We start from the raw sequence: 26,299 nt of genomic DNA, 5'->3' as shown, positions 1-26,299 counted from the left end.
GTGACCGCACCGGAAACCCTCGTCGCCCGCCGGGTCCGCTGGGAGGACCCGGCCACGGCGCCGTTGAGGGACGAGCTGACGCAGGAGTACGTGGCGCGCTACGGCGAGGGCGCCCGTGCGGAGCTGACCAGGTACGACCCGGCCGTCTTCGCGCCTCCCCACGGCACCCTGGTGCTGCTGCTGTCGGCGGGTGTGGCGGTGGCCGGCGGTGCGTTCATGCGGTACGACGAGCGCACCGCGGAGCTGAAGCGGATCTGGACCGACTCCCGGCACCGCCGGCGCGGCCTGGCCCGGCGGGTGCTCGCCGAGCTGGAGCGCGACGCCGCCGACCTCGGCTACTCGCGCCTTTACCTGACCACCGGCCCCCGGCAGCCGGAGGCCCGCGCGCTGTACCTGGCCACCGGGTACACGCCGCTGTTCGACCTCACCGCCGACCCGCTCACCTTCCACCACCTGCCGTTCGAGAAGGACCTGGGATAGCCCATGCGCGCACGTTGCCTGTTGATGCTCACCGCGGTGCTCGCGCTCGTGGTCTCGGGGTGCGCCGCGCCGGCGGACGCCGTGGACCCGCCCGCGTCGGGCGTCAAGCCGACCGAGGACGTGCTGTCGGCCGTGGCGGAGGACGAGTCGATCGCCGCGCTGCTGCCGGCCGGTGTTCGCCAGGCGGGCGTGGTGCGGTTCGGGTCGTCGGTGGGCGGGCAGCCGCCGTCGTCCTACTACGCCGAGGACAACAAGACCGTGCTCGGGCTGGACGTCGACATGTCCGAGGCGGTCGCGAAGACGCTCGGGCTGCGCATCGAGCGCGAGGTGGCGAGCTTCGAGACGATCCTGCCGTCGTTGACGGGCGGGAAGTACGACGTCGGCACGGGCAACTTCGGCGTCACGGAGGCGCGCAAGAAGACGGTCGACTTCGTCACCTACATCAACGACGGCCAGGGCTTCGCGGTGCGCGCGGACGACAACCGCGTGACGCGGGCGGACGGGCTGCTCCCGTTGTGCGGGTTGAAGGTCGGCACGGGCGCGGGCACGACGTTCGAGGCGACGTTGGAGCGGGAGAAGCACCGGTGCGGCGAGGCGGGCAAGCCGGACTACGAGGTGCTGAGCTTCTCCGAGAACGCGGCGATCTTCCTGGGGTTGCAGCAGCGGCACATCGACGTCGTGATGAGCACGATCAACGGCCTGCGGCACGCGGCGGCCAACCAGCCGAACGTGAAGTTCCTGGGCGAGTTCAAGCGACTGGACGTGGGCTTCGCGCTGCCGAAGGGCTCGCCGCTCGCGCCCGCGTTCCAGGCGGCGGTGAACAAGCTCATCAAGGACGGTGCCTACCAGCGGATCCTGGCGAAGTGGGGCACCGAGGACTCGGCGATCCCGGAGTCCTTGATCAGCCCTCCGGAACACGCCTGAGGCGCGTGCGGGGCGGACCGGGGCACTTCGACGGCCCCGGTCCGCCCCGCCGTGTGCCCTGCGGCGTGCCTTGCCGTGTGCCTTGCGGTGTGCCGAAGTCCCGTCATCGCCTCACCCGCACGTCAGCGGCTTCGATCACCTGATCCACCCCTTGTGTTGCCCGGCGCTTCACCCCAGGGTTCTGCGCGGCCCGTTGGCTCCGACGGGCAACCCTGACGGAGGTGGAGCATGTCCCCCGCACGCAAGATCGCCGCGTCCCTGTTCGCGGCGACCGCCCTGTCGGTGTCCCTCACCGCGCCCGCGCACGCGGCGACCGACGCCGAGCTGGCGTTCCACTGGGCACCGGTGCACTACCAGGACACCGACTCGTCCGACTACGACGCCGACTACCTGTCCACTGTGGACTTCGACGGCGAGTGGAACACGCTGAACAACTGGGAGTCGCAGGACGACTCGGTCGCGCGGCTCACCGGTGCGGCGTACTACTCGGTGGTGGAGACGTCCACGCACTGGTTCCTGGTCTACAGCTTCTACCACCCGCGTGACTGGGAGGACGTTCCCGACCCGTTCGAGCAGTTCACCCACGAGAACGACATGGAGGGCCTGCTGGCGACCGTGCGGAAGGACGGTTCGGCGTTCGGCAGGCTGGAGGCCGTGATCACGGTGGCGCACAGCGACTTCTACTCGTACGTGCCGGCCGGGAGCACGTACACGTCGGGTCGGGAGAGCGTCGACGGCACCCTGCGGATGCAGGGCACGCGGCCGACGACGCGGCAGGAGGCGAAGGGGCACGGGCTGTACGCGTGGAACGGGGCGGACTTCCCGGGCGGCGACGGCGTCGTGTACGTGCCCAGCGCGACCGGCGAGGTGCCGTCGGGCGGGAACGACCGCTCGGTGGGGTACCGGCTGGTGGACGCGTTCGCGCCGGGCGGGCTGTGGGCGCAGCGCAACAGCTCCACGACGTTCGCGAGCTGGGGCACGTTCCGGGGTGACAACGGCAAGGACAACGCGGCGAACAGCGCGTGGGGCTGGGACGACGGCAACGACGGCAGCGACCTCCAGCGCGGCCTGCTGGCCACCGACCCCGCCTACCTGGTCTCCGCCTACTTCGCCAACCGCGGCCAGTTCAGCCTGACCTACACCCGCAACCCCTACCTCTAACCCGAGAGTCCTACGTTCACGCCGCGAGAGTCCTACGCTCAGAGCACCTGAGTTCAACGCTCGGACGTACCACCCGGTATGCCGAGTGTTGAATTCGGGGTGCGCGAACGTACGACTCTCGCGCGCTGAACGTAGGACTCACGCGGGGGTTAGGGTGCGGGGATGTTGAGGTTGGAGAGCGGTGGGGCGGTGGCGCGGTTGACGATCGACCGGCCCGCCAAGCGGAACGCGATGAGCTACGAGATGTGGTCGGCGTTGCCCGGGTTGGTGGAGCAGGTGCGGGACGACGACGAGGTGCGCGTGCTCGTCGTGCGCGGCGGGGAGCACTTCTCCGCCGGGGCGGACATCAGCGAGTTCTCCACCCTCCGCAACGGCGCCGAGGGCGCGGCCCGGTACAGCGAGGCGGTGCACGCAGGCGAACGCGCCATCGCCACCCTCGGCAAGCCCACCATCGCCGCCGTCACCGGCTTCTGCATCGGCGGCGGCTGCGAGATCGCCCTGGCCTGCGACCTGCGCCTGGCCGCCGACGACGCCCGCTTCGGCATCACGCCCGCCAAGCTCGGCATCGTCTACAACCTCACCTCGACCAAGCAGCTCGTCGACGTGGTCGGCCCGGCGTGGGCCAAGCAGATCCTGTTCACCGGCGACATCCTCGACGCCGCCACCGCCCTGCGGATCGGCCTGGTCAACGAGGTGCACCCGGCCGGCGGGCTGGAGGACCGGGTGGAGGCGCTGGCGCGGACCATCGCGTCACGCGCGCAGGTCAGCGTCCGCGGCGCGAAGCAGATCGTCAACCGCGTCACGGACGGGCGGCACGACGAGGACGACGCCGTCCGCGCCCTGTACGACGACGCGGTGCACAGCCCGGAGTACGCGGAGGGCGTGACGGCGTTCCTGGAGAAGCGACCGCCCCGGTTCTGATTGGCGGCGCCCCGGACGGGTACTTCGACCGCATGACCAACCCACTGGAAGACGACTCGAACGAGACTCGCGTCAACCCCGACCCGCCGCACTCCCCGGGCACGCCGCAGCCGCCCGACCTCGACGTGGACCCGGAGCAGTTCCTCGACGAGGACGAGCGGCGCGGGAAGGAGGAAGAGCCGCCCTCCTGACGGGGGACGGCCCTCCGGAACGGCGGGCGGACGTCAGTCCACGTACTTGTTCGTGTCGCCGGGCCACTCGCCGGTGAGCTTGTCGTACCCGGTCGCGCCACCCCGGTCGATCGCGGCCTTCACCAGGCCGAAGATCGCACCCTGGATGGACGCGGCCAGCAGCACCTCGCCCCAGCCCCGATCCTTCTGGGTCGGGGTCGGAGCCTCCTTGGTGCCCGTGATCAGCTTCCACACCTGGCCGAACACCGCGCTGGCCGCCAGACCGCCGAGCACGCCGAACAGCATGCCGAGCGGCCGGTAGAGGAGCTTGTTGACGTTCACCGCCCCCTCCTCAGGAGCTTCCACAGCACCAGCACGACCGCCGCGACACCGGCCGCGACCGCCGCCGGGTGCTTGCGGGCCTGCTCCACGCGCTGCTGCACGGGCGGCGGCAGGGTCTCGACCACCTGCGCGGCCTTCGTGCCGACCTGGTCGGCCACGACGCCCGCCTTGGCGCTGACCTGCTCCGCGACCACCCCCGCCTTGGCGCTGACCTGCTCGGCCACCTCGCTCGCCTTCGTGCCGACCTGGCCCGCGACCTCGCTCGCCCTGGCGCCGACCTGGCTCGCGACCTCACCGGCCTTCTGCCCGGCCTGCGTCGCCGCGGCACCGGCCTTCTCGCCGATCGCGGCGGCCTTCTCGCCGACCGCGGCGCCGGCGGCGCTGGTCGCCGCGCCCGCCTTGCCGGCCTGCTCGCCCGCCTTCTCCGCGACCTCGCCCGCCTTGGCGGCCGACTTGCCCGCCGCCGCCGACACCGCCGCGTTGGCCCGCGTAGCGGTCTCCTTCACCTGTTCCACTCCTTTGCGCGCCTTGTCCTTCACCCGTCCGGGCACGTCGGCCTTGTGCACCAGCGCCTCCACGGTGTCACCCAGCTCACGCCGCGTCTGCTCGACGTCGGCGCGCAGCTCGTCCGGGTCCGTGGGGCCGTTCTTGCCGCTGCTCATCGGTGTGCCCTCTCGCTCACGGTGGCGATGTCCTCCTTGACGCCCGCGATGGCCTCCTCCGGCACCGGCGGGGTCCCGCGGTCGATCTGCTTGCGGCCGACCAGCGCCAGCACGCCCGCGACGACGAACACGCCCACGGCGACCACGAACGCCGCCAGCCAGGCGGGCATCACGGTGGCCAGCAGCAGCACGAGCCCCGCGAGCACGCCCATCAGGCCGAACCAGGCCAGCACGCCCGCGCCGCCCAGCAGCCCCGCGCCCGCGCCGACGCGCTTGCCCTTCGTGCGCATCTCGGCCGCGGCCAGCCGCATCTCGTCCCGGGCGAGCCTGCTCACCTGCTCGGACAGCCTCTGCACCAGCTCCGCGGTGGACGGCTCCCGCTCCGCGACACGATCGGCGACCCGACCCGTTACCCGATCGGCGCTCCGGTCAGCCGCGCGGGTGGCGGCGACGTGACTCATGGCCGTCTCCTCTCTCCACTCGCACCCCGACTACCCGAAAACCCGCGGGTGTACGCGCGGCCGTACGGGGGAAACCCGTCGCCCATGGCCCACGCACCCCAAGCACCGACCCAGCTGCCCAAGCGCTCGTGGCTGGGGGTGCTGAAGCGGACGGTCAAGGAGTTCAACGAGGACAACCTCACCGACTGGGCGGCCGCCCTCACCTACTACGCGGTGCTGTCGCTGTTCCCGGGGTTGCTGCTGCTCGTCTCGCTGCTGGGCCTGCTCGGGCCCGACGCGACGAACTCCATTGTGGACAGCCTGGACGCGCTCGGGCCCGGCGAGGCGAAGGACTTCATCGCGGGCGGCATCGAGAACCTGCAGAAGTCGCAGGCCAGCGGCCTGCTGGCGATCGTCGGCCTGGTGACGGCCCTGTGGTCGGCCTCGGGGTACGTGGGCGCGTTCATGCGCGCGGCCAACTCGATCTACGACGTGGAGGAGGGCCGGCCGTTCTGGAAGGTCATCCCGCTGCGGCTGGGCCTGACGATCGGCGTGGTGGTGCTGCTCGCGCTCACCGCGCTGGGCGTGACGCTCACCGGCGGCGTCGCCCGCTGGCTGGGTGACCTGATCGGGCTCGGCTCGACGTTCGTCACCGTCTGGGACATCGCCAAGTGGCCGGTGCTGTTCGTGCTGGCGAGCCTGGCCATCGGCCTGCTGTTCTGGGCGTCGCCGAACGTGCGGCAGCCCAGCTTCCTGTGGATCACGCCGGGCGGCCTGGTCACCGTCGTGGTGTGGGTCGCCGCGTCACTGGGCTTCGCGTTCTACGCGGCCAACTTCGGGTCCTACAACAAGACGTACGGCTCGCTGGCCGGTGTGATCATCTTCCTGGTGTGGCTGTGGATCTCGAACCTGGCCCTGCTGCTCGGCGCCGAGCTGGACGCGGAGCTGGAGCGGGGCAGGCGGATCGAGGCCGGGCAGCCCGAGGGGCGGGACCCGGTGGCCCCGCCCCGCGACACGACGGCGATGGACTGAGGATCAGCCCTTCTGCTCCGCGACCTGCTTGCGGACCTCTTCCATGTCGACCTTGCGGGCCTGGTCGATCAGGTCCTCCAGCGCCGCTTCCGGCAGCGCGCCGGGCTGCGCGTAGAGCACGACACCGTCACGGACGATCATGAGGGTCGGGATCGACCTGATCTGGAACGCCGCGGCGAGCTGCTGCTGCGCCTCGGTGTCGACCTTGCCGAACACGATGTCGGTGTGCTTCTCGGCGGACTTCTCGTAGGTCGGGGCGAACTGGACGCAGGGCCCGCACCAGCCCGCCCAGAAATCGACCAGGACCATCTCGGAGCCGCCGACAACCTCGTCGAAGTTCTCCGCGGTCAGCTCCACGGTGGCCATAGGTCCTCCTTGCTGTGGACACGGGGTAGACCCCTTGCACCCCGTCCAACGACCGCGACACCGTCACAATTCCCCGCACCGGGGCGCGGCCGCCGGTGACCACGCGGTGTAGTGGTCGGTTCACCCGGAAGCAGGAGCTGGTCATGACCGTCCCGTCGTCCTACCTCGCTCAGTTCCACGAGCCGGAGGGCTACCTCGACTTCGCCCGGTTCGGGCCGCCGTCGCGCGCGGCGGTGGCGGCGACCACCCGGCTGCTGGAGGCGTCGGCGGCGGCCGGGCCGTCCACGGTGGACGACCTGATGCGGCAGGAGCCGCGGGCCAGGGCGGCCGCGGCCAGGCTGTGCCGCACCGACGCCGACCACGTGGCGCTGCTGCCCAACACGAGCACCGGGCTGTTCCAGGCGGCGCTGGGCGTGACCGGCGGGGTGCTGGTGTCGGCGGGGGAGTTCCCGGCCAACACCTACCCGTGGGCGCGGTCGCCGTCGGTCGACGTGGCGTGGCTGCCACCCGGTCCGGTGACGCCGGACGCGGTGCGCGAGGCGTTGACGCCCGGGACGGTGGCCGTGTCGGTCAGCGCGGTGGACTTCCGCACCGGGCACCGGGCCGACCTGGCGGCGCTGCGCGAGGTGGTCGGCGACCGGCTGCTGGTCGTGGACGGCATCCAGGGCTTCGGGGTGGTGGACGAGCCCTGGGAGGCGGCCGACGTGCTGGTCGTCGGCGGCCAGAAGTGGCTGCGCGCTGGCTGGTCGACGGGGTTCCTCGCGCTGTCCGACCGGGCCCTGACCAGGCTGGACCCGGTGTTGTCCGGCTGTACCGGCGCGGCCGACCCGGGGTTGTTCGACAACGCCGTTCACCCGGTCGGGGCAGGCGCGGCCGGGTGGTCGATCACGAACCCGAGCCCGGTCGCGGCGGGCGCGCTGGCGACGGCGCTGGAGCTGGTGGAGCTGGCCGGGGTCGGGTCGCTGCACCGGCGGGTCGTCGGGTTGGCCGACGAGCTGGCGGAGGTGGTGCGCGCGGCGGGCGGCGAGGTGGTCTCGGCGCGGGACCGCCGCGCCGGCATCCTCGCGTTCACGCTGCCCGGCCACCCGGCGGCGGCGGTCGGCGCGGCCCTGGCGGAGGCGGGCGTGACGGCGACCGCGCGCGCCGAGCACGTCCGGCTCTCGCCGCACGCCTCCACCACGCCCGGCACGGTCGCCCGCTTCGCCGCCGCGGTGCGCGGGCTGCGCGACCGGCGGTGACGTCCGGGGTCCGCCCTGGTCACGGCCCGAGGCGGTCGGCGTACGGGTCCGGGCTCAGCCCGCGCGACTCCAGCCAGGCGCGGTCGAAGAAGGTCCTGCGGTACGGGGTGCCGCGATCGGCGATGACGGCGGCGAACGGGCCCGCCTCGCGCATCGCCCCGACCAGGTGGTGGATGCCCCACAGGGCCGCCCCGGTGGACGGGCCCGCGTCCACGCCCCGGCGGTGCAGCCAGTGCAGCGCCGCGACCGACGCCGCGTCCGGCACCGGGACCACCAGGTCCAGCACGCCCGGCTGGAAGCCCGGCTCCACCCGCGGCCGGCCGATGCCCGGGATGCGGGACGGCAGGCCGGTGCCGTAGTCGTGCGCCCCGGACGCCCAGGCGGGGAAGTAGGCCGAGTTCTCCGGGTCGACCAGCGCCAGCCGGGTGTCGAGGCCCTCGCGGCGGATGTGGCGGCCGATCGCGGCCGAGGTCGCGCCCGTGCCCGCGCCCACGACGACCCACCGCGGTGGTTCGGGGAGCTGGGCGAACAGCTCGTCGGCGAGGGTCGGCGGCCAGGCGGCCACCGCGGGCTCGGCGTCGGCGAAGTGGTCGAGGAAGTGCGCGCCCCACCCCTCGGCGAGCGTGCGGGCCTCGTGCTGGAGCGCCGCCGGCGGCTGCGCGGCGCGCTGCCACCGGCCGCCCGCGTGGACGATCCGCTCCAGCACGTCCGGGTCGGAGTTCGCGGGCACCAGCGCGGTGAACGGCAGGTCGAGCAGCGCCGCGTACCGGGCGGTGGACACCGCGACCGCGCCCGCCGTGGCCACGACCACCCCGGTGCCCTCGGTGACGCGACCGCTCGCGATCGCGTGGCACAGCATCGCCGCCACCGCCCGGTCCTTGGTGCTGCCGGTGGGCAGGGTCGTCTCGTCCTTCAGGAAGACCCGCGCCCCGCCCACCCGCAGCTCGCGCAGCGGCGTCGGCCGGTGGTCCTCGCGCACCCGCCGGATCGCCCCGGCCGCCCACGCGCTCATGATCCGAACCTAGCCCAGCCCACCGCGCGCGGCGGCGCGTCCCCCTCGTGCACGGCCGCGCAGGCCCCGCCACGTGCGGCGCCTGCCTCCTCAGAGTGATCGCGCAGCGCGCGCACCTCACCCGGCAGGGTGACCAGGCGTCGACCGGCGGCGGTCGCACCCACCGGACCGCGTGAGCCGGCGCACGCCACGCGCCCCGGCGACCGGGCCTCCCGGCGGGATCGGCGCGTCGCGTTTTCCGCGTTCGCCCGCGCGTGCCGCATGATGCACCCATGTTGTCGAGCAAGGGCGAGGACTTCCGGGCGTTCTGGACCGAGCGCCACCTGTGCACGCTGACCACGATCCGGCCGGACGGCACGCCGCACGTGGTGCCGGTCGGCGTCACGCTGGACGTCGCGACGGCCACCGCCCGGGTGATCACCTCGCGCCGGTCGCACAAGGTGCGGCAGATCCTCGCGGCCGGCGACGGGGGCGCGCCCGCGGCCGTGTGCCAAGTGGACGGACGCCGGTGGTCCACGCTGGAGGGGCGCGCCGTCGTCCGCCAGGAGCCCGAGGTGGTCCGCGACGCCGAGCGCCGGTACGCCGAGCGCTACCGCACGCCGCGACCCAACCCGGACCGCGTGGTGATCGAGATCGCCGTCACCCGCGCCCTGGGGACGGTGTGAGCGTCACCGTCATCGGCATCGGCGCCGACGGCTGGGACGGCCTGCCGCCCGCCTCGCGGGCCGAACTGGCGTCGTGCGAGGTGCTGATGGGCAGCTCCCGCCAGCTCGACCTCGTCCCCGGCGACGTCGAACGGGTGCCGTGGCCCTCGCCGCTGGTGCCGGCGCTGCCCGACCTGCTGGCCCGCCACGCCGGGCGCCGGGTGGGCGTGCTGGCCAGCGGCGACCCGATGTTCCACGGCATCGGCACCACGCTCGTGCGGCTGCTCGGCAGGGACCGGGTCCGCGTCGTGCCGCACCCCTCGTCGGCGTCCCTGGCGTGCGCGCGCCTGGGGTGGGCGCTGGACGACGTGACCGTGGTCAGCCTGGTCGGCAAGCCCGCCGCGCTGCTCGTGCCGCACCTGCACCCCGGGCGCCGGGTGCTGGTGCTGGGCGGGACGCCCCGCGAGGTCGCCGCCCTGGCGCCGGACGCGCGGCTCACCGTGCTGGAGCAGCTCGGCGGGCCGGGGGAGCGGGTGCACGACTCGCTCGACGACGCCGACCCGCTGCACGTGCTCGCCGTCGAGTGCGGCGCGGACGGCGCTTCGCTGGTGCCGGGTCGGCCGGATGGGCTGTACGAGCACGACGGCCAGCTGACCAAGCGCGAGGTGCGCGCGGTGACGTTGGCGCTGCTCGCGCCGCGGCCCGGCGAGCTGCTGTGGGACGTCGGCGCGGGCGCGGGGAGCATCGCGATCGAGTGGTGCCGCACCCACCCGACCTGCCGGGCCGTCGCGGTCGAGCGGCAGCCCGAGCGGGCGGCGCGCATCACGCGCAACGCGACGGCGCTCGGCGTCCCCGGCCTGGAGGTCGTCGTCGGCACGTCGCCGGCGGCGCTGGACCTGGAGCCGCCCGACGCGGTGTTCATCGGCGGCGGCCTCACCGCCGAGGGCGTGGTGGAGCGCTGCTGGGCGGCGGTCAAGCCCGGCGGCCGGCTGGTGGCCAACGCCGTGACGCTGGAGTCGGAGGCCGTGCTGACCCGCTGGCACGGGCTGCTGGGCGGCGACCTGGGCCGCATCGAGGTGAGCCGGGCGACCGCCCTGGGCGGGTTCACCGGCTGGCGCCCGCAGATGCCCGTGACGACGTGGGCAGTGACGAAGGAGAGCGCGTGACCGTCCACTTCATCGGCGCCGGCCCCGGCGCCCCCGACCTGCTGACCCTGCGGGCGGCGCGGCTCATCGCGGAGTCGCCCGTCTGCCTGTACGCGGGCGCGCTCGTCCCGGTCGAGGTGCTCGACCACTGCCCGCCCGGCGCCCGCCTGGTCGACACCGCGAACCTCGACCTCGACCGGATCACGGCCGAGCTCGCCGCCGCGCACGCCGCCGGGCAGGACGTCGCCCGCCTGCACTCCGGCGACCCGTCGGTGTTCAGCGCGGTGGCCGAGCAGATGCGCCGGCTGGACGCGCTGGGCATCCCGTACGACGTCACGCCGGGCGTGCCCGCCTTCGCCGCCGCCGCCGCGTCGCTCAACCGCGAGCTGACCGTGCCGGGCGTCGGCCAGACGGTGATCCTGACCCGCACGTCGGCCCGCGCCACGCCCATGCCGCCGGGGGAGGACCTGGGTTCGCTGGGCCGGACCGGCGCGACGCTGGTGCTGCACCTGGCCGTGCAGCGGATCGAGGAGGTCGTCGCCGACCTGCTGCCCCACTACGGCCCGGACTGCCCGGTCGCCGTGGTGGCCCGCGCGAGCCGGGAGGACGAGCTGGTGCTGCGCGGCACCCTCGCCGACATCGCCGGGCAGGTGCTGGCGGCCGGCGTGCGGCGCACCGCCGTCATCGTCGTGGGCCGGGTGCTGACCGCGGCGGGCTTCCCGGACAGCCACCTCTACTCCGCGCAGCGCTGCCGGTCGTGACCTCAGGCCCGGCCGACGACCGCTCCCGCGCGGTCGATCACCACCACGTCGACGGCGACCGGCGCGCCCCGCAGCACGCCGTCCGCCGTCGCCTTGGCCCGTGCCGCCACCAGGTCGCCCAGCGGCACGCCCGCCGCCTGGCAGACCTGCAACGCGCCGAGCGCGGTGTTGGCCACCGCCACGGCGCCGGCCACCTCCGGGTCGTCCACCAGGGACGCGAGGAAGCCCAGGTCGACCTGCGACCGCCCCGAGTGCAGGTCCAGGTGGCCGTCCGCGAGCTTGGACAGCTTGCCGATCCCGCCCGCGATCGTCAGCCGCGGCACGGGGTGGCGGCGCAGGTACTTCAGCACGGCGCCGGCGAAGTCGCCCATGTCCAGCAACGCGTCCTCCGGCAGCCCGTGCAGCTCCGCCGCGACCCTCTCCGACGTGCTGCCGGTGCAGCCGGCCACGTGGTCGCGGCCCTGCGCCCGCGCCACGTCGATCCCGCGCCGGATGCTGTCGATCCACGCCGAGCACGAGTACGGCACCACGACGCCCGTGGTGCCGAGGATCGACAGCCCGCCCAGGATGCCCAGCCGGGGGTTCCACGTCCGGCGCGCCAGCTCCTCGCCGTGCTCGACCGAGATCGTCACCACCACGTCGCCGCTGCCGCCGTGCTCCGCCGCGACCCGGGCCACGTGCTCGCGCATGAGCTGCCGCGGCACGGGGTTGATCGCCGGCTCGCCGACCGGCAGCGGCAGGCCGGGCTTGGTCACCGTGCCGACGCCGGGCCCCGCCTCGAACACCACGCCGCTGCCCGGCGGGCCGTGCCGCACGGTGGAGCCGACCAGCGCGCCGTGCGTCACGTCCGGGTCGTCGCCCGCGTCCTTCACGATCGCGGCGAACGCGGAGCCTGCGTCGAGCGCCTCGCGGGCCAGGGCGAACGCCGGCGTGCGCCCCTTGGGCAGCGCGATCCGCACCGGGTCCGGGAACGCGCCGGTGAGCAGCGCCGTGTACGCCGCCGTGGTGGCGGCGGTGGCGCAGGCGCCGGTGGTCCAGCCGAAGCGCAGGTTCGTGCTCACGACGACAGGATGCAACAGCCGTGAGGACCGTGCTGGTACTGGGTGGCACGGGCGAGGCGCGCGCGCTCGCCGCCGCCCTCACCGACGTCCGGGTCGTCTCGTCGCTGGCGGGCCGGGTGGCCCACCCGAAGCTGCCGGAGGGCGAGGTCCGCGTCGGCGGCTTCGGCGGTGTCGCCGGGCTGGTGGCCTACCTGCGGGCCGAACGGGTGGCCGCCGTCGTGGACGCCACCCACCCGTTCGCCGACCGCATCACGGCCAACGCCCTGGCCGCCACCGCCGAGACCGGCACGCCGTTCCTCGTTCTGCGCCGCCCCGGCTGGCCGCCCGAGGACGGCTGGCGGTACGTGGACACCGTCGCCGAGGCCGCCGCGCTCGTCGCCGGCCGCCGGGCGTTCGTCACCACCGGGCGGCGCGACCTGGCCGCGTTCACCGCGGGCGTCGCCCGCACGGTCGACCCGCCCGACCCGCCGAACCCGCGGCTGGACCTCGTCCTGGACCGCGGACCGTACACAGTGGACGGTGAGCTGGCGCTGATGCGGGAGCACCGGGTCGAGGTGCTGGTCACCAAGGACAGCGGCGGGCCGATGACGGCGGCCAAGCTGACGGCCGCGCGCCTGCTCGGCATCCCGGTCGTGGTCGTGCGCCGGCCGCCGCCACCGCCCGCGCCGCTGGTGGAAACCGTGGCCGAGGCCGTCGAGTGGCTCAGCCGGGGTAGCGGCGCGGGGTGAACACCGCGCCGCGCGGGCTGACCCGCGTCTGCGACGAGCCCACCAGCAGCAGGCAGCGCATGTCCACGGTGGACGCGTCCAGGTCCGCCAGCCGGACCACCCGCACGGACTCCTCCGGCCCGCCGACGTCACGCCCGACGACCACCGGCGTGTCGGGGGAGCGGTGCCGCAGCAGCACGTCCCGCGCCTTGTCCACCTGCCACGTGCGGCTGCGCGAGGCCGGGTTGTAGATCGCCAGCACCAGGTCGGCCCGCGCCGCCGCCCCCAGCCGCTCCTCGATCACGTCCCACGGCTTGAGCCGGTCCGACAGCGACACCACGCAGTAGTCGTGGCCCAGCGGTGCGCCGACCCGGCTGGCCACGGCGTGCGCCGCGGTCAACCCCGGCAGCACCCGCACCGGCACGCCCGCGAACTGCTCCTCGCCCGCCACCTCCAGCACCGCGCTGGCCATCGCGAACACGCCCGGGTCGCCGGACGACACCACCGCGACCCGCCGCCCGCGCTTGGCCAGGTCCAGCGCGAACGCGGCCCGCTCGGCCTCCACCTTGTTGTCCGACGCGTGCCGCCGCTGCCGGGGGTCCACCGGCACCCGGTCCAGGTAGGTCACGTAGCCGACCAGGTCGTCGGCGTCGGCCAGCGCGCGGCGGGCCTGCGGCGTCAGCCACTCGGGCCCGGCCGGGCCCAGCCCGACCACCACGACCTCGCCCGCACCGGCGGGCCGGCGCGCGGGCCTGCTCGGCAGCAGCGCCAACGAGAAGTACGGCACGCCGTCGGGGTCCACTTCGGACAGCGGCGCGGTGCGCTGCGCCCCCGTCGTGGCGCGCTCCACGTACCACGCCTCGTCCAGCCGCCCGGCCCGCGCCAGCGCCTCGCGCACCCGCGGGAACGTCCGCCCCAGCTTCATGATCGCCACGGGGTCGCCGCCGGCCAGGTGCCCGGCGAGGGTGTCCGCCGGCAACGTGCCCGGCAGCACGGTCAGCACCTCGTCCCGCTCCACCAGCGGTCGCCCGATCACCGCCGCGCCCGCGCTCACCGACGTCACGCCCGGCACCACCTCGGCCGGGTAGCGGTGCGCCAACCGCTTGTGCAGGTGCATGTAGGAGCCGTAGAAGAACGGGTCGCCCGCCGCCAGCACCACCACCGTGCGGCCGGCGTCGAGGTGCGCGGCCAGCCGCGCCGCGCACTCCTCGTAGAACGCGTCGATCTCGCCCTGGTAGTCGTCGGAGTCCTCGGTCGTGACCGGGTAGACGAGCTGCTCCTCGACCTGGCCCTCGCGCAGGTAGGGCTCGGCGATCCGGCGCGCCACGCTGCGCCCGTGCCGCGCGCTGTGGAACACGACCACGTCCGCCTCGCCGATCAGCCGCGCCGCCTTGACGGTCACCAGCTCCGGGTCGCCCGGACCCACCCCGACCCCGTACAGCCTGCCCGTCATTCTTCCTCGCTCGCGATCGCGTTGAGCGCCGCCGCGGTCATGGCGCTGCCACCCCGCCGACCGCGCACGACCAGGTGCTCCAACCCCAGGGCGTTGGCCGCCAGGGCGTCCTTCGACTCCGCCGCGCCGATGAACCCCACCGGCACGCCGAGCACGGCCGCCGGTCGGGGCGCACCCGCCGCGACCAGGTCGAGCAGGTGGAACAGCGCGGTCGGCGCGTTGCCGACGGCGACCACCGCGCCGTCCAGCCGGTCGCCCCACAGCTCCAGCGCCGCGGCGCTGCGCGTGGTGCCCAGCTCCGCCGCCAGCCCCGGCACGCGCGGGTCGCCCAACGTGCACACGACCTCGTTGTCCGCGGGCAGCCGCCGCCGCGTCACGCCCGCCGCGACCATCTGCGCGTCGCACAGGATCGGCGCGCCGGCCAGCAGCGCCGCCCGCGCGGCGCGCACGACGTCGGGCGAGAAGTCGACGTCGGAGACCAGGTCGACCATCCCGCAGGCGTGGATCATCCGCACCACCACCCGGGCCACGTCCTCCGGGAACCGCGCCAGGTCCGCCTCGGCGCGGATGGTGGCGAAGGACCGGCGGTAGATCTCCGCGCCGTCCCTGATGTAGCTGGTCACCTGATCTCCTCGTAGCCGCCGCCGGTCGCGACGAACTCCACCACGTCGCCGGCGGGCCTGCCGCACCGGCGTGCGCAACCGGACCAGTGCGCCCGGCCGGACGTGCTCCGGGACCGCGCCCAGCGGGCCGCGTCGGCGCGCACGTCGGCCAGCGACTTCGCGCAACCGGGGCTGCCGGTGCACGCGCTGACGCCGTGCCAGGGCGAGTCCGCCGAGGTGAACAGGCCGCTGGTGTCGCTGCCGGCCGGCACGACCACGCTGCGCCACGGCGTCAGCCGCACGGGCACTCCGGCGAGCAGCCGGGCGTCCCACCGGCCCAGCGGCACACCCGCCACCACCACCTCGCCGTGCGCGCCGGGTGCGACGGGCGTCACAGCCGGCGCGACCCGGGCGTCACCCGGAACGCCCAACGCCGCCGTGATCTTCGGCACACCGCCGTCCACTTCGGACAGCCGCCAGGCGTCGCCGCGGATGCCGGCGAACACGCGCGCGGCGGTCACCACGGCCGCCACCGGGTCGGTCACCCGCAGCCCTGAATCGTGGCCGGCCAGGAACAACGCGTCACCGACCAGCCCGATGTCACCCGACAGGCCGCTCACCGCGCCACCCACCGTGACCAGGAACCGCCCGGGCAGGGACGCCAGTTCCGGCGTCGCGCACAGCTCCGCGTCGATCGCGTCGACCAGCGCCTGGTTGTCCTCCAGCGGCGCGGCGACGATGTTGCGCACCCGCTCGTGCGTCGGCGAGGGCAGCAGGCCGACGGCGCGCAGCCGTGCCCCCAGCTCGTGCTCCGCACCCGGCGCCAGGCCCCTGATCTGCAGGTTCGCCCGTGAGGTCAGTTCGAGCACCCCGTCGCCCAGCTCGATCGCGGCGGCCCGCAGCACGTCGACCTGCGCGGCGCTCAACGTGCCGCCGGGCACGCGGACGCGCGCCAGGCCGCCGTCGGCGGCCCGGTGCACGTCGACGGCGCCGGGGCAGGCGTCCGGGCGGGTTCGACCGGCCGACGCGGGTCCGCCGGCGAGGGGCGCGGGAGAAGCCGTGGGCATGGACTGGATGCTAACTGCCGTTAGGGTGACCTCCGAACGGCGAAGCAGCAGGAGGAAGCCGGTGCGAGTCCGGCGCGGTCCCGCCACTGTGACCGGGGGAGGCCCCGGGAGTCAGGAACTCCGCTCGCCGTCCCCTACGACCGGGGCGAGGACCCCCGAGGGATGGAGCACGCACGTGATCCTGCTGTTGTCGACCTCCGACACGGACCTGCTGTCGGCCCGGGCCAGCGGCGCGGACTACCGCCTGGCCAACCCCGCCCGCACGGCGGCCGACGACCTCCCGGCGCTGGTCGAGGGCGTCGACCTGGTGGTCGTGCGCATCCTGGGCGGTCGCCGGATGTGGGAGGAGGGGCTCGACCGGCTCCTCGCCTCGGGGCTGCCGGTCGTCGTGCTGGGCGGCGAGCAGAACCCGGACGCGCCGCTGATGGAGCTGTCGACCGTGCCCGGCGGCGTGTGCGCCGAGGCCCACGCCTACCTCGCGCACGGCGGCGCGGCGAACCTCGCCCAGCTGCACCGCTTCCTCTCCGACACCGTGCTGCTCACCGGGCACGGCTTCGCGCCGCCCGAGCCCACGCCCACCTGGGGGCTGCTGGAGCGCCAGGACCCGGACCAGGGCCCGACCGTCGCCGTCCTGTACTACCGCGCCCACCACGTGGCCGGCAACACCGCGTTCGTGCACGCCCTGTGCGACGCGATCGTGGCCAAGGGCGGTCGCCCCCTGCCGGTCTACTGCGCCTCGCTGCGCGCCGCGGAGCCGGAGCTGCTGGCCGAGCTGGGCAAGGCCGACGCCCTGGTCGTCACCGTGCTGGCCGCCGGCGGCACCAAGCCCGCCGCGGCGTCCGCCGGCGGTGACGACGACGCCTGGGACGTGGGCGCGCTGGCCGCCCTCGACGTGCCGATCCTGCAGGGCCTGTGCCTGACGAGCAGCCGCGCCGCCTGGGACGGCAACGACGACGGTCTGTCCCCTTTGGACACCGCCACCCAGGTCGCGATCCCCGAGTTCGACGGCCGGATCATCACCGTGCCGTTCTCGTTCAAGGAGGTCGACGAGGACGGCCTGACCGTCTACGTGGCCGACGAGGAGCGGGCCGCCCGGGTCGCGGGCATCGCCGTGCGGCACGGCAGGCTGCGCCACGTCCCGCCGGCCGAACGGCGCATCGCGGTCGTGCTGTCGGCGTACCCGACCAAGCACTCCCGCATCGGCAACGCCGTCGGCCTGGACACCCCGGCCAGCGTGGTGCGGCTGCTCGCCGCGATGCGCGAGCGCGGCTACGACATCGGCGACGAGCTGCCCGGCGTGGCCGACCTCGACGGCGACGCGCTGATCCACGCGCTCATCGCCGCCGGCGGCCAGGACGCCGACTGGCTCACCGAGGACCACCTGCGGGGCAACCCCGTGCGGCTGCCCGCGGCCCGCTACCGCAAGTGGTACGCCACCCTCCCGGAAGACACCCGGCGGGAGGTGGAGCGGCACTGGGGCGAGGCACCCGGCGAGCTGTTCGTGGACCGGTCCGGCGACCCCGACGGCGAGATCGTGCTGGCCGCGCTGCGCTCGGGCAACGTCGTGGTGATGGTGCAGCCGCCGCGCGGGTTCGGCGAGAACCCGATCGCCATCTACCACGACCCGGACCTGCCGCCGAGCCACCACTACCTGGCCGCCTACCGCTGGCTGGAGGACGAGTTCGGCGCGGACGCCGTCGTGCACGTGGGCAAGCACGGCAACCTGGAGTGGCTGCCCGGCAAGACCGTCGGCCTGTCGGCGGGCTGCGGCCCGGACGCGGCCCTGGGCGACCTGCCGCTGATCTACCCGTTCCTGGTCAACGACCCGGGCGAGGGCACGCAGGCCAAGCGCCGGGCGCACGCCACCCTGGTCGACCACCTCGTGCCGCCGATGGCCCGCGCCGACAGCTACGGCGACATCGCCCGGCTGGAGCAGCTGCTGGACGAGCACGGCAACATCGCCGCGATGGACCCGGCCAAGCTGCCGGCCATCCGGGCCCAGATCTGGACCCTCATCCAGGCCGCGAAGCTCGACCACGACCTCGGGCTCGCGGACCGGCCGCACGACGCGGAGTTCGACGAGCTGATCCTGCACGTCGACGGCTGGCTGTGCGAGATCAAGGACGTCCAGATCCGCGACGGCCTGCACGTGCTGGGCGCGGCGCCCACCGGCGCGGCGCGGGTGAACCTGGTGCTGGCGATCCTGCAGGCCAAGCAGGTGTGGGCGGGCCAGGTGGCCGCCCTGCCGGGCCTGCGGGAGGCGCTGGGCCTGGCCGAGGGCGGCGGTGACCGCGTCGAGACCGACCGGGTCGAGGAACGGGCCCGCGCGCTCGTGCAGGCCATGGAGGACGCCGGGTGGGACGTGGCCGCGGCCCGGACCCTCACCGACGACGACGCCGTGGCGCGCATCCTGGAGTTCGCCGCGCTGGAGGTCGTGCCCCGGCTCGCCCGCACCGCGGACGAGCTGACCAACGTGCTGCACGCGCTGGACGGCGGCTACGTCCCGGCCGGTCCCAGCGGCTCGCCGCTGCGCGGGCTGGTGAACGTGCTGCCGACGGGCCGCAACTTCTACTCGGTCGACCCCAAGGCGGTGCCGTCGCGGCTGGCCTGGGAGACCGGGCAGGCCATGGCCGACTCGCTGCTGGAGCGCTACCGCGCGGAGACGGGGCAGTGGCCGCCGTCGGTCGGCCTGTCGGTGTGGGGCACCAGCGCCATGCGCACGTCGGGCGACGACATCGCCGAGGTGCTCGCGCTGCTGGGCGTGCGGCCGCTGTGGGACGAGGGCTCGCGCCGGGTGACCGGGCTGGAGGTGATCCCGCTCGCGGAGCTGAACCGGCCGCGAATCGACGTCACGGTCCGCATCAGCGGCTTCTTCCGCGACGCATTCCCGCACGTTGTGGCACTGATCGACGACGCGGTGCGACTGGTCGCGAACCTGGACGAGTCGGCGTCGGACAACTACGTGCGCGCGCACGCCCAAGCCGATCTCGCGGAGCACAACGACCCGCGCCGCTCGACAATGCGCATCTTCGGCAGCAAACCGGGCGCGTACGGCGCCGGCCTGCTGCCGCTGATCGACAGCCGGAACTGGCGCGACGACGCCGATCTGGCCGAGGTCTACGCGGTGTGGGGCGGCTACGCCTACGGCCGGGAACTGGACGGCGTGGAAGCGCGGCCGGCGATGGAGAGCGCCTACAAGCGCATCGCGGTCGCGGCGAAGAACATCGACACCCGCGAGCACGACATCGCCGATTCCGACGACTACTTCCAATATCACGGCGGGATGGTGGCGACCGTCCGCGCGTTGACCGGGAAAGCGCCCGCCGCTTATGTCGGCGACAGCACGCGGCCCGACGCCGTGCGGACCAGGACGCTGCACGAGGAGACGAACCGGATCTTCCGCGCCCGCGTCGTCAACCCGCGGTGGCTGGCCGCGATGCGCGAGCACGGCTACAAGGGCGCGTTCGAACTCGCCGCGACGGTCGACTACCTGTTCGGCTACGACGCCACCACCGGCGTGGTCGCCGACTGGATGTACGAGCAGCTCGCGGCGAGCTACGTGCTGGACCCGGTGAACCGGGAGTTCCTGGAGCGGTCCAACCCCTGGGCGCTGCACGGCATCTCCGAGCGGCTGCTGGAGGCGGCCGAGCGGGGCATGTGGGAGCACCCGGAACAGGCGACGCTGGAGGCGCTGCGCAACGCCTACCTGGAGACCGAGGGCGACCTGGAGGACGGCCGCTGACCCGACGCCCGGCGCGAGCGCGCTTATAACGTCGTGGAAACGTGACGATAAAGAAGGCCGCGTCGGTATTCCAAGCCAGGCGTGCGCGTAATGCGACGCACGGTGAATCATTGCCTCCGAATGGACCGCCCGCTGCACCCGGTGGGCCGTCAGGACGTGACTCGACCGGCCGGGTTTGATCACCCGGCCGGTCGACTCGTGCTACCCGTCCGGGTCACCGGACGACCACTCAGGGCGACTCGCCGGGGGTGGTGACTGACGTGCGCGCACTTCCGGTGCAGACTGGTCCCGGGAGAGCGGGTTCGCGACTCGGGAATCTTTTCCGGGCCGTTCGGCGCGGAGACGAACCGAGCGTGTCCGACCGGTCTACGAACGGTGCCTGAACGGCCCACTCGGGACACCGCTAGCAGAATCGGTCCAGCAAGGCAAATGCAGCAGCGTCGGTAACAGCGCGGACACGAGTGCTTGACACAACTCCGTGGCGCGAACCACACTCCCCCAAAACCTGGGAGCGCTCCCAGAACGTTCACCGCCGATCAACTGAGGAGTTCTCGTGCGCTACCGTCGAGCAGGCTTGGCCAAAGTCCTGGCCTGCACCGCAGTGCTTGCCGCAGTCGCCACGGCCTGTGGCTCGGGAGGGTCCGGCTCGTCTTCGGACGGCAAGGTCGAGCTGACCATCGCGACGTTCAACGAGTTCGGCTACGAGGAGCTCCTCAAGGAGTACGAGGCCGCCAACCCGAACATCAAGGTCACGCAGCGCAAGACCGGCCAGGCCAGCCCGCACCACCAGAACCTGTTCACCAAGCTGGGCGCGGGTTCCGGCCTCGCCGACGTCGAGGCCGTCGAAGAGGGCTTCCTGAGCCAGGTCATGGCGAAGTCGGGCCAGTTCGAGAACCTCAAGGAGATCGGCCCGAGCGACGTCCGCGAGGACCGCTGGCTGCAGTGGAAGGTCGACGCCGTCACCACCAAGGACGGCAAGCTCATCGGCTACGGCACCGACATCGGCCCGCTGGCCATGTGCTACCGCAAGGACCTGCTGGAGGCCGCCGGCCTGCCGTCCGACGCCGAGGGCGTCAAGGCGCTGTTCGCCACCTGGGACTCGTACTTCGAGGCGGGCGACAAGTACGTCAAGGCGACCGGCAAGCCGTGGTTCGACTCGGCCGCCCAGATCTTCAACCCGATGCACAACCAGGCCAAGACCGGCTACTTCGACCGCGACGACAAGCTCGTGATCGAGAGCAACGACGACAAGAAGATCTGGACCCAGGTCACCGGCGCGGTCGCGCGCGGCCAGTCGGCCAAGCTCGCCGCGTGGAGCCCGGAGTGGGAGACCGGCTTCAAGCAGTCGGCGTTCGCCACCAAGACCTGCCCGTCGTGGATGCTGGGTGTCATCGAGGGCAACGCGGGCCCCGAGCACAAGGGCAAGTGGGCCGTCACCGCGGCGTTCCCCGGCGGCGGCGGCAACTGGGGCGGCTCGTACCTGACCGTCCCGAAGCAGGGCAAGAACAAGGCCGAGGCCGCCAAGCTGGCCGCGTGGCTGACCGCGCCCGAGCAGCAGATCAAGGCGTTCAAGGCCAAGGGCACCTTCCCGAGCCAGACCCAGGCCCTGATCTCCCCCGACCTGCTGAACCAGACCAGCGAGTACTTCGGCGGCGAGAAGGTCGGCCTGCTGTTCTCGGAGCAGGCCAACAAGGTCGCGGCGGCGCAGTACAAGGGCCCGCAGGACGGTGAGATCCAGGACAACGTGGTCTCCCCGGCGCTGCTGTCGGTCGAGCAGGGCACGTCCCCCGAGGACGCGTGGAAGCAGGTCGTCGAGGGAGCCAAGAAGGCTGCCAAGTAATGACGACCGAACTCACGGTCACGCGCGGGCGGGGCGCCGAGCCCCGCCCGCCGCGGCGCGACGACAACGATGACATCGGGTCGGGGAAACTCGGCTGGCGCTACCGCCTGACCAACCTCGACGTCAAGTACTCGCCGTACCTCTACATCGCCCCGTTCTTCGTCCTGTTCGCGGTGGTGGGCCTGTTCCCGCTGCTCTACACCGCCTACATCTCCCTGTTCGACTGGGAGCTGGGCGCGGACGAGCAGCCGTTCGTCGGGCTTGACAACTACACCACGCTGTTGGCCGACTCGCAGTTCTGGAACGCGATGGTCAACACGCTGAGCATCTTCGCGATCTCCACGATCCCGCAGGTGATCATCGCGGTGCTGCTGGCCGCCCTGCTCAACACGGCGCTGCGCGGCCGCACCGGCTGGCGGATGGGCGTGCTGCTGCCCTACGTGGCCAGCCTCGTGGCCCTGACCATCATCTTCGGCGACCTGTTCGGCGTGCAGTACGGCCAGATCAACGACGTGCTGCAGTTCTTCGGCCTGGACCGGATCGACTGGCAGGCCGAGCGCTGGTGGAGCCACGTCGCCATCGCGACCATGGTCAACTGGCGCTGGACCGGCTACAACGCGCTGATCGTGCTGGCCGCCATGCAGGCCATCCCGCGCGACGTCTACGAGGCCGCCTGGGTCGACGGCGCGAGCAAGGTGCGCCAGTTCTTCAGCATCACGCTGCCGATGCTGCGCCCCACGCTGATCTTCGTCGTGGTCACCTCGACGATCGGCGGCCTGCAGATCTTCACCGAGCCGAAGCTGTTCGCCCCCTCCGGCAGCAGCAGCGGCGGCGCGACCAACCAGTACCAGACGGTCGTGCTCTACATGTACCAGTCCGGCTTCCAGAGCTTCGACCTCGGCTACGCCTCGGCGATGGCCTGGGTCCTGTTCATCGTCATCATCGCGATCGCGGGGATCAACTTCCTGCTCACCCGCAGGCTCGCGTCCAGTGGGGAGGCGTGATGGCCACCATCACCGATCGCCCGGCGCCGATCGCCACCGGGGCCAGGCCCGCGAAGCGGCGGGCCTCGAAGAGGGCGTCGCTCGCCGAGCGCCGCCCCGGCTTCGTCGTCTACGGCATCCTGATCGCGTTCATCCTGGGCTCGGCGTTCCCGTTCTACTGGTCGTTCCTCGCGGCCAGCCACACGGACGCCGAGTTCAAGGCCGACGGGCCGCTGCTGCCCGGCGGGCACTTCATCGAGAACGCGAACCGCGTGGTCGACTCGATCCCGTTCTGGAAGGCGCTCGGCAACAGCGTCATCGTCTCCGGCACGGTCACCCTGTCCGTGGTGGTGCTGTCGACGCTGGCCGGGTTCGCGTTCGCCAAGCTGCGCTTCAAGGGCCGCGGGCCGCTGATGGTGTTCGTGGTCGCCACGCTCGCCGTCCCGACGCAGCTCGGCATCATCCCGCTGTACATGGCGATGGCGGAGTTCGGCTGGTCCGGCACCCTCGGCGCGGTCATCGTCCCCAACCTGGTGACCGCGTTCGGCGTGTTCTGGATGCGCCAGTACATCGCCGACGCCGTGCCCGACGAGCTGATCGAGGCGGCCCGCATGGACGGGTGCAGCATGATCCGCACGTTCTGGCACGTGTGCCTGCCCGCGGTGCGCCCGGCCGCCGCCATGCTGGGCATCTTCACGTTCATGATGTCCTGGAACGACTTCCTCTGGCCGCTGATCGTGCTCAACGCGGACAACCCGACGATGCAGGTCGCCCTGGAGAAGTTGCAGAGCGGCTACTACGTCGACAACTCGCTCGTGCTCGCCGGGACCACCATGGCCACGGTCCCGATTCTGATCGTCTTCCTCGTACTCGGTCGGCAGATCGTCGCCGGGATCATGCAGGGTGCTGTGAAGGGGTAGCTGTGGAGTCGATTTCCTTTCCCGAGGGATTCGTGTGGGGCGCCGCGACAGCGGCGTTCCAGATCGAAGGCGCGACCACCGCGGACGGTCGCACCGCGTCCATCTGGGACACGTTCTGCAAGATCCCCGGCGCGGTGGTGGGCGGTGACACGGGCGATCCCGCGGCCGACCACTACTACCGCGTCGACGAAGACGTCCAGCTGATGGTCGACCTCGGGCTGCACGCCTACCGGTTCTCCACCGCGTGGCCCCGCATCCGGCCGGACGCCGGCCCGGTGAACCAGCCCGGCCTGGACTTCTACTCCCGGCTGGTCGACAAGCTGCTCGAGAACAACATCACCCCGTGGCTGACGCTCTACCACTGGGACCTCCCGCAGACCCTCGAGGACGAGGGCGGCTGGGCCAACCGCGACACCGCGTACCGCTTCGCGGAGTACGCGGAGTCCGTCGTCGGCGCGCTGGGCGACCGGGTGGAGAACTGGACCACGCTCAACGAGCCGTGGTGCTCGTCGCTGCTCAGCTACGCCGCCGGCGTCCACGCGCCCGGCCGCCAGGAGCCGGAGGCCGCCGTCGCGGCCGTGCACCACCTGCTGCTGGCCCACGGCCTGGCCACCGCGGTGATCCGGGACCAGGCGCCCAGCGCCAAGGTCGGCATCACGCTCAACATGTACCCGATCATCCCGGCGGACCCGGAGGACCCGGCCGACCTCGACGCCGTGCGCCGGCTCGACGGCCTGCAGAACCGGATCTTCCTGGACCCGCTGTTCAAGGGCGAGTACCCGGCGGACATCGTGGAGGACCTGGAGCCGTACGGCTTCTCGAAGCACATCCGCGAGAACGACCTGGAGATCATCTCGGCGCCGTTGGACCAGTTGGGCGTCAACTACTACGCCGAGCACTTCGTCAGCGCGACCCCCGACCCGGAACCACCGGTCCAGACCAACGGCCGTCGCCCGACCGGGTCACCCTGGGTCGGCGCCGAGCACGTGTCGTTCCCCAGCCGCGGCCTGCCGCGGACGGACATGGACTGGGAGGTGCAGCCGGACGGCCTGTTCAAGGTTCTCACGCGGGTGCACCAGGACTACCCCAGCATCCCGCTGTACGTCACCGAGAACGGGGCCGCCTACCGCGACTCCATCAACGACGACGGCTCGATCCACGACACCGAGCGCCTCGGTTACATCGAGTCGCACCTCAGGGCCGCCCACGCGGCCATCGAGGCGGGTGTCGACCTGCGTGGTTACTTCGCGTGGTCGCTCATGGACAACTTCGAGTGGGCCGAGGGCTACGCCAAGCGGTTCGGGATCGTGCATGTCGACTACGAGACGCAGGTTCGGACGCCTAAGATGAGCGCCATGTGGTACTCGCAGGTTGCCCGTGGCAACGCTCTCGCGGCGACGGTCGCTCCGTGACCGATGCCGTTGACCCACCCAAGGCGCGACGACCCAACACCCGGCTGGAGGAGGTCGCTCGCGCAGCCGGGGTGTCCAAGTCGACCGTCTCCCGGGTGATCAACGGCGAGCCGTACGTGAGTTCGCGGGCTCGCGAAGCCGTCCACCTGGCCATCGGCAAGCTCGGGTACAGCCCCAACCAGGCCGCCCGCACGCTCGCCGGCAGCCGGGCGAACTGCATCGCGCTCGTCGTCTCCGAGCAGGGCAGCCGGGTGCTCGCCGACCCGTTCTTCGCCGGCGTGCTGCGCGGTGTGCACGCCGAGCTGGCGGGCAAGCGGGTCCAGCTCGTCCTCATGATGAGCAAGGAGGGCGACGAGCAGGACCTGGTCAACTACCTGTGCGGCGGCCACGTGGACGGCGTGCTGGTGATCAGCCTGCACGGCCAGGACCCGCTGCCGCGCACGCTGGCCGACGCGGGTCTGCCGACGGTCGTCGGCGGCAGGCCCCTCGGTGCCGGTGGCGTGCCCTATGTGGACTCGGACAACTTCAACGGCGCCATGGAGGCGGCCCGCTACCTGGTCTCGCGGGGCCGCAAGCGGATCGCCACCATCGCCGGCCCGCGGGACATGGCGGTCGGTATGGACCGTTTGTCCGGTTGGAAGCGCGGGCTGAGCCAGGCCCGGCTCGACACCGACCTGGTCGCGTACGGCGACTTCACCCCGGAGAGCGGCGCCGTCGCCATGGCGGACCTGCTCGAACGGGCGCCGGACCTGGACGCGGTGTTCGTCGGCGCGGACATCATGGCGCTGGGCGCGTTGCAGACCCTGCACGCGCACGGCAAGAAGGTGCCCGAGGACGTGGCCGTGGTCGGGTTCGACGACCTGATGATCGCCTCCACGGCGGTGCCCCCGCTGACCACGATCCGCCAGGACGTGGAGCAGCTGGGCCGCACCATGACGTGGCGGCTCATGGCGGAGCTGGCGGGCGAGGAGAACCTGCCGCCGTTCCTGCTCCTGCCGACCGCGATGGTCTCTCGTTCGAGCGCCTGAGTCGCCTTCGCCGACACCGCGACCCGGGCCGCACGGTCCGGGTCGCGGTGTTTTCGAATCGATTCGACGCCGTGGTCGACGCCTTCGACACGCCGACGGCGGTCACGGATCGCACTTCACTCGGATGGCGTAACCGGGCCTCTTGCCGCTGACCGATCAGCCTGGCTACGGTCGCATCCTGCACGT

General features: G+C 73.0%; 25 protein-coding genes, 1 pseudogene and 1 riboswitch. Of the genes and pseudogenes, 17 read left to right on the top strand and 9 right to left on the bottom strand.

Annotation, left to right across the window (positions count from 1 at the left end; all coding sequences use genetic code 11):
* The 5 genes from ACIGNX_RS19230 (at position 1) to ACIGNX_RS19210 (ending at position 3,677) form a co-directional block, all read left to right on the top strand.
* Positions 1-480: a GNAT family N-acetyltransferase gene (locus ACIGNX_RS19230; RefSeq protein ID WP_396541801.1), complete on the top strand. Its 480-nt coding sequence runs from the start codon at positions 1-3 to the stop codon at positions 478-480.
* 3 nt (positions 481-483) lie between these two features.
* Positions 484-1,404, top strand: coding sequence for an ABC transporter substrate-binding protein (locus ACIGNX_RS19225; RefSeq protein ID WP_396541799.1), 921 nt, complete (start codon positions 484-486; stop codon positions 1,402-1,404).
* A 228-nt stretch (positions 1,405-1,632) separates the two neighbouring features.
* Positions 1,633-2,565 carry a hypothetical protein gene (locus tag ACIGNX_RS19220; RefSeq protein WP_396541797.1) on the top strand — a complete coding sequence of 311 codons (933 nt, stop codon included), beginning with the start codon at positions 1,633-1,635 and terminating at the stop codon, positions 2,563-2,565.
* A gap of 162 nt (positions 2,566-2,727) precedes the next feature.
* Entirely contained in the window at positions 2,728-3,486 is a 759-nt protein-coding gene (locus tag ACIGNX_RS19215; protein WP_396541795.1) for an enoyl-CoA hydratase/isomerase family protein, read from the top strand.
* A 32-nt stretch (positions 3,487-3,518) separates the two neighbouring features.
* On the top strand, positions 3,519-3,677 hold the full coding sequence (locus ACIGNX_RS19210) for a hypothetical protein (RefSeq protein ID WP_396541793.1): 159 nt from the start codon (positions 3,519-3,521) through the stop codon (positions 3,675-3,677).
* A gap of 33 nt (positions 3,678-3,710) precedes the next feature.
* Here ACIGNX_RS19210 and ACIGNX_RS19205 read toward each other — a convergent pair whose 3' ends face one another.
* Genes ACIGNX_RS19205 through ACIGNX_RS19195 form a run of 3 tightly spaced genes read right to left on the bottom strand, consistent with a single transcriptional unit; the run spans position 3,711 to position 5,121 of the window.
* A complete protein-coding gene (locus ACIGNX_RS19205; RefSeq protein WP_396541791.1) occupies positions 3,711-3,998 on the bottom strand; it encodes a DUF4235 domain-containing protein in 288 nt (95 codons plus the stop codon).
* Entirely contained in the window at positions 3,995-4,660 is a 666-nt protein-coding gene (locus ACIGNX_RS19200; RefSeq protein WP_396541789.1) for a DUF3618 domain-containing protein, read from the bottom strand. Before ACIGNX_RS19200 ends, ACIGNX_RS19205 begins: the two co-directional genes overlap by 4 nt.
* A complete protein-coding gene (locus ACIGNX_RS19195; RefSeq protein WP_396541787.1) occupies positions 4,657-5,121 on the bottom strand; it encodes a phage holin family protein in 465 nt (154 codons plus the stop codon). The genes ACIGNX_RS19200 and ACIGNX_RS19195 overlap by 4 nt, the downstream gene beginning before the upstream one ends.
* Positions 5,122-5,205: 84 nt before the next feature.
* On the opposite strand from ACIGNX_RS19195, the gene ACIGNX_RS19190 reads away from it, so the two are divergent.
* On the top strand, positions 5,206-6,132 hold the full coding sequence (locus ACIGNX_RS19190) for a YihY/virulence factor BrkB family protein (protein WP_396541785.1): 927 nt from the start codon (positions 5,206-5,208) through the stop codon (positions 6,130-6,132).
* 3 nt (positions 6,133-6,135) lie between these two features.
* Here the strand turns inward: ACIGNX_RS19190 and trxA are convergent, their stop codons facing one another.
* Positions 6,136-6,498, bottom strand: a complete 363-nt coding sequence (trxA, locus tag ACIGNX_RS19185; RefSeq protein WP_396541783.1) for a thioredoxin — start codon at positions 6,496-6,498, stop codon at positions 6,136-6,138.
* A gap of 143 nt (positions 6,499-6,641) precedes the next feature.
* Here trxA and ACIGNX_RS19180 point away from each other — a divergent pair.
* A pseudogene (locus ACIGNX_RS19180) lies at positions 6,642-7,721 on the top strand (aminotransferase class V-fold PLP-dependent enzyme); the annotation flags it as partial.
* A gap of 34 nt (positions 7,722-7,755) precedes the next feature.
* On the opposite strand, the gene ACIGNX_RS19175 reads toward ACIGNX_RS19180, so the two are convergent.
* Entirely contained in the window at positions 7,756-8,748 is a 993-nt protein-coding gene (locus ACIGNX_RS19175; protein WP_396541781.1) for a pyridoxal-phosphate dependent enzyme, read from the bottom strand.
* Between the two features lie 272 nt (positions 8,749-9,020).
* Between ACIGNX_RS19175 and ACIGNX_RS19170 the strand changes: the two genes are divergently transcribed.
* Genes ACIGNX_RS19170 through cobM form a run of 3 tightly spaced genes read left to right on the top strand, consistent with a single transcriptional unit; the run spans position 9,021 to position 11,298 of the window.
* The gene (locus ACIGNX_RS19170) at positions 9,021-9,413 is read left to right on the top strand and encodes a pyridoxamine 5'-phosphate oxidase family protein (protein ID WP_396541779.1); all 393 of its coding nucleotides are present in this window, start codon (positions 9,021-9,023) and stop codon (positions 9,411-9,413) included.
* Positions 9,410-10,558, top strand: coding sequence for a precorrin-6y C5,15-methyltransferase (decarboxylating) subunit CbiE (gene cbiE / locus ACIGNX_RS19165; RefSeq protein ID WP_396541777.1), 1,149 nt, complete (start codon positions 9,410-9,412; stop codon positions 10,556-10,558). The genes ACIGNX_RS19170 and cbiE overlap by 4 nt, the downstream gene beginning before the upstream one ends.
* Positions 10,555-11,298, top strand: coding sequence for a precorrin-4 C(11)-methyltransferase (cobM, locus tag ACIGNX_RS19160; protein WP_396541775.1), 744 nt, complete (start codon positions 10,555-10,557; stop codon positions 11,296-11,298). The genes cbiE and cobM overlap by 4 nt, the downstream gene beginning before the upstream one ends.
* A 2-nt stretch (positions 11,299-11,300) precedes the next feature.
* Here the strand turns inward: cobM and ACIGNX_RS19155 are convergent, their stop codons facing one another.
* Positions 11,301-12,359, bottom strand: coding sequence for a cobalt-precorrin-5B (C(1))-methyltransferase (locus tag ACIGNX_RS19155; protein WP_396541773.1), 1,059 nt, complete (start codon positions 12,357-12,359; stop codon positions 11,301-11,303).
* A 20-nt stretch (positions 12,360-12,379) separates the two neighbouring features.
* Between ACIGNX_RS19155 and ACIGNX_RS19150 the strand changes: the two genes are divergently transcribed.
* Positions 12,380-13,087, top strand: coding sequence for a cobalt-precorrin-6A reductase (locus ACIGNX_RS19150; protein ID WP_396541771.1), 708 nt, complete (start codon positions 12,380-12,382; stop codon positions 13,085-13,087).
* Here the strand turns inward: ACIGNX_RS19150 and ACIGNX_RS19145 are convergent.
* Genes ACIGNX_RS19145 through ACIGNX_RS19135 form a run of 3 tightly spaced genes read right to left on the bottom strand, consistent with a single transcriptional unit; the run spans position 13,062 to position 16,188 of the window.
* Complete coding sequence (locus ACIGNX_RS19145) at positions 13,062-14,519, bottom strand: precorrin-2 C(20)-methyltransferase (RefSeq protein WP_396541769.1); 1,458 nt, start codon at positions 14,517-14,519, stop codon at positions 13,062-13,064. The two genes, ACIGNX_RS19150 and ACIGNX_RS19145, sit on opposite strands and share 26 nt — an antisense overlap.
* The gene (locus tag ACIGNX_RS19140) at positions 14,516-15,142 is read right to left on the bottom strand and encodes a precorrin-8X methylmutase (protein ID WP_396541767.1); all 627 of its coding nucleotides are present in this window, start codon (positions 15,140-15,142) and stop codon (positions 14,516-14,518) included. Before ACIGNX_RS19140 ends, ACIGNX_RS19145 begins: the two co-directional genes overlap by 4 nt.
* A complete protein-coding gene (locus ACIGNX_RS19135) occupies positions 15,139-16,188 on the bottom strand; it encodes a hypothetical protein (RefSeq protein ID WP_396541765.1) in 1,050 nt (349 codons plus the stop codon). Before ACIGNX_RS19135 ends, ACIGNX_RS19140 begins: the two co-directional genes overlap by 4 nt.
* A 7-nt stretch (positions 16,189-16,195) precedes the next feature.
* A riboswitch (cobalamin riboswitch) is annotated at positions 16,196-16,330 on the top strand.
* 33 nt (positions 16,331-16,363) lie between these two features.
* Here ACIGNX_RS19135 and cobN point away from each other — a divergent pair.
* From cobN to ACIGNX_RS19105, 6 genes are all read left to right on the top strand, one after another.
* Complete coding sequence (cobN, locus tag ACIGNX_RS19130; RefSeq protein ID WP_396541763.1) at positions 16,364-19,930, top strand: cobaltochelatase subunit CobN; 3,567 nt, start codon at positions 16,364-16,366, stop codon at positions 19,928-19,930.
* A 553-nt stretch (positions 19,931-20,483) separates the two neighbouring features.
* Positions 20,484-21,770: an ABC transporter substrate-binding protein gene (locus ACIGNX_RS19125; protein ID WP_396541761.1), complete on the top strand. Its 1,287-nt coding sequence runs from the start codon at positions 20,484-20,486 to the stop codon at positions 21,768-21,770.
* Complete coding sequence (locus tag ACIGNX_RS19120; RefSeq protein ID WP_396541759.1) at positions 21,770-22,774, top strand: carbohydrate ABC transporter permease; 1,005 nt, start codon at positions 21,770-21,772, stop codon at positions 22,772-22,774. Before ACIGNX_RS19125 ends, ACIGNX_RS19120 begins: the two co-directional genes overlap by 1 nt.
* Positions 22,774-23,673 (top strand): carbohydrate ABC transporter permease, encoded by a 900-nt coding sequence (locus ACIGNX_RS19115; protein ID WP_396541757.1) that lies wholly within the window; start codon positions 22,774-22,776, stop codon positions 23,671-23,673. Before ACIGNX_RS19120 ends, ACIGNX_RS19115 begins: the two co-directional genes overlap by 1 nt.
* Before the next feature lie 11 nt (positions 23,674-23,684).
* Positions 23,685-25,085 (top strand): GH1 family beta-glucosidase, encoded by a 1,401-nt coding sequence (locus tag ACIGNX_RS19110; RefSeq protein ID WP_396541946.1) that lies wholly within the window; start codon positions 23,685-23,687, stop codon positions 25,083-25,085.
* The gene (locus ACIGNX_RS19105; RefSeq protein WP_396541755.1) at positions 25,082-26,113 is read left to right on the top strand and encodes a LacI family DNA-binding transcriptional regulator; all 1,032 of its coding nucleotides are present in this window, start codon (positions 25,082-25,084) and stop codon (positions 26,111-26,113) included. The genes ACIGNX_RS19110 and ACIGNX_RS19105 overlap by 4 nt, the downstream gene beginning before the upstream one ends.
* Positions 26,114-26,299 lie beyond the last annotated feature (186 nt).

This window comes from Actinosynnema sp. NPDC053489, from assembly GCF_044544865.1.
In the GTDB taxonomy this organism is placed as follows: Bacteria; Actinomycetota; Actinomycetes; order Mycobacteriales; family Pseudonocardiaceae; genus Actinosynnema.
The sequence above is the reverse complement of the archived record's forward strand: the minus strand, read 5'-3'. Positions and strand labels throughout refer to the sequence as shown.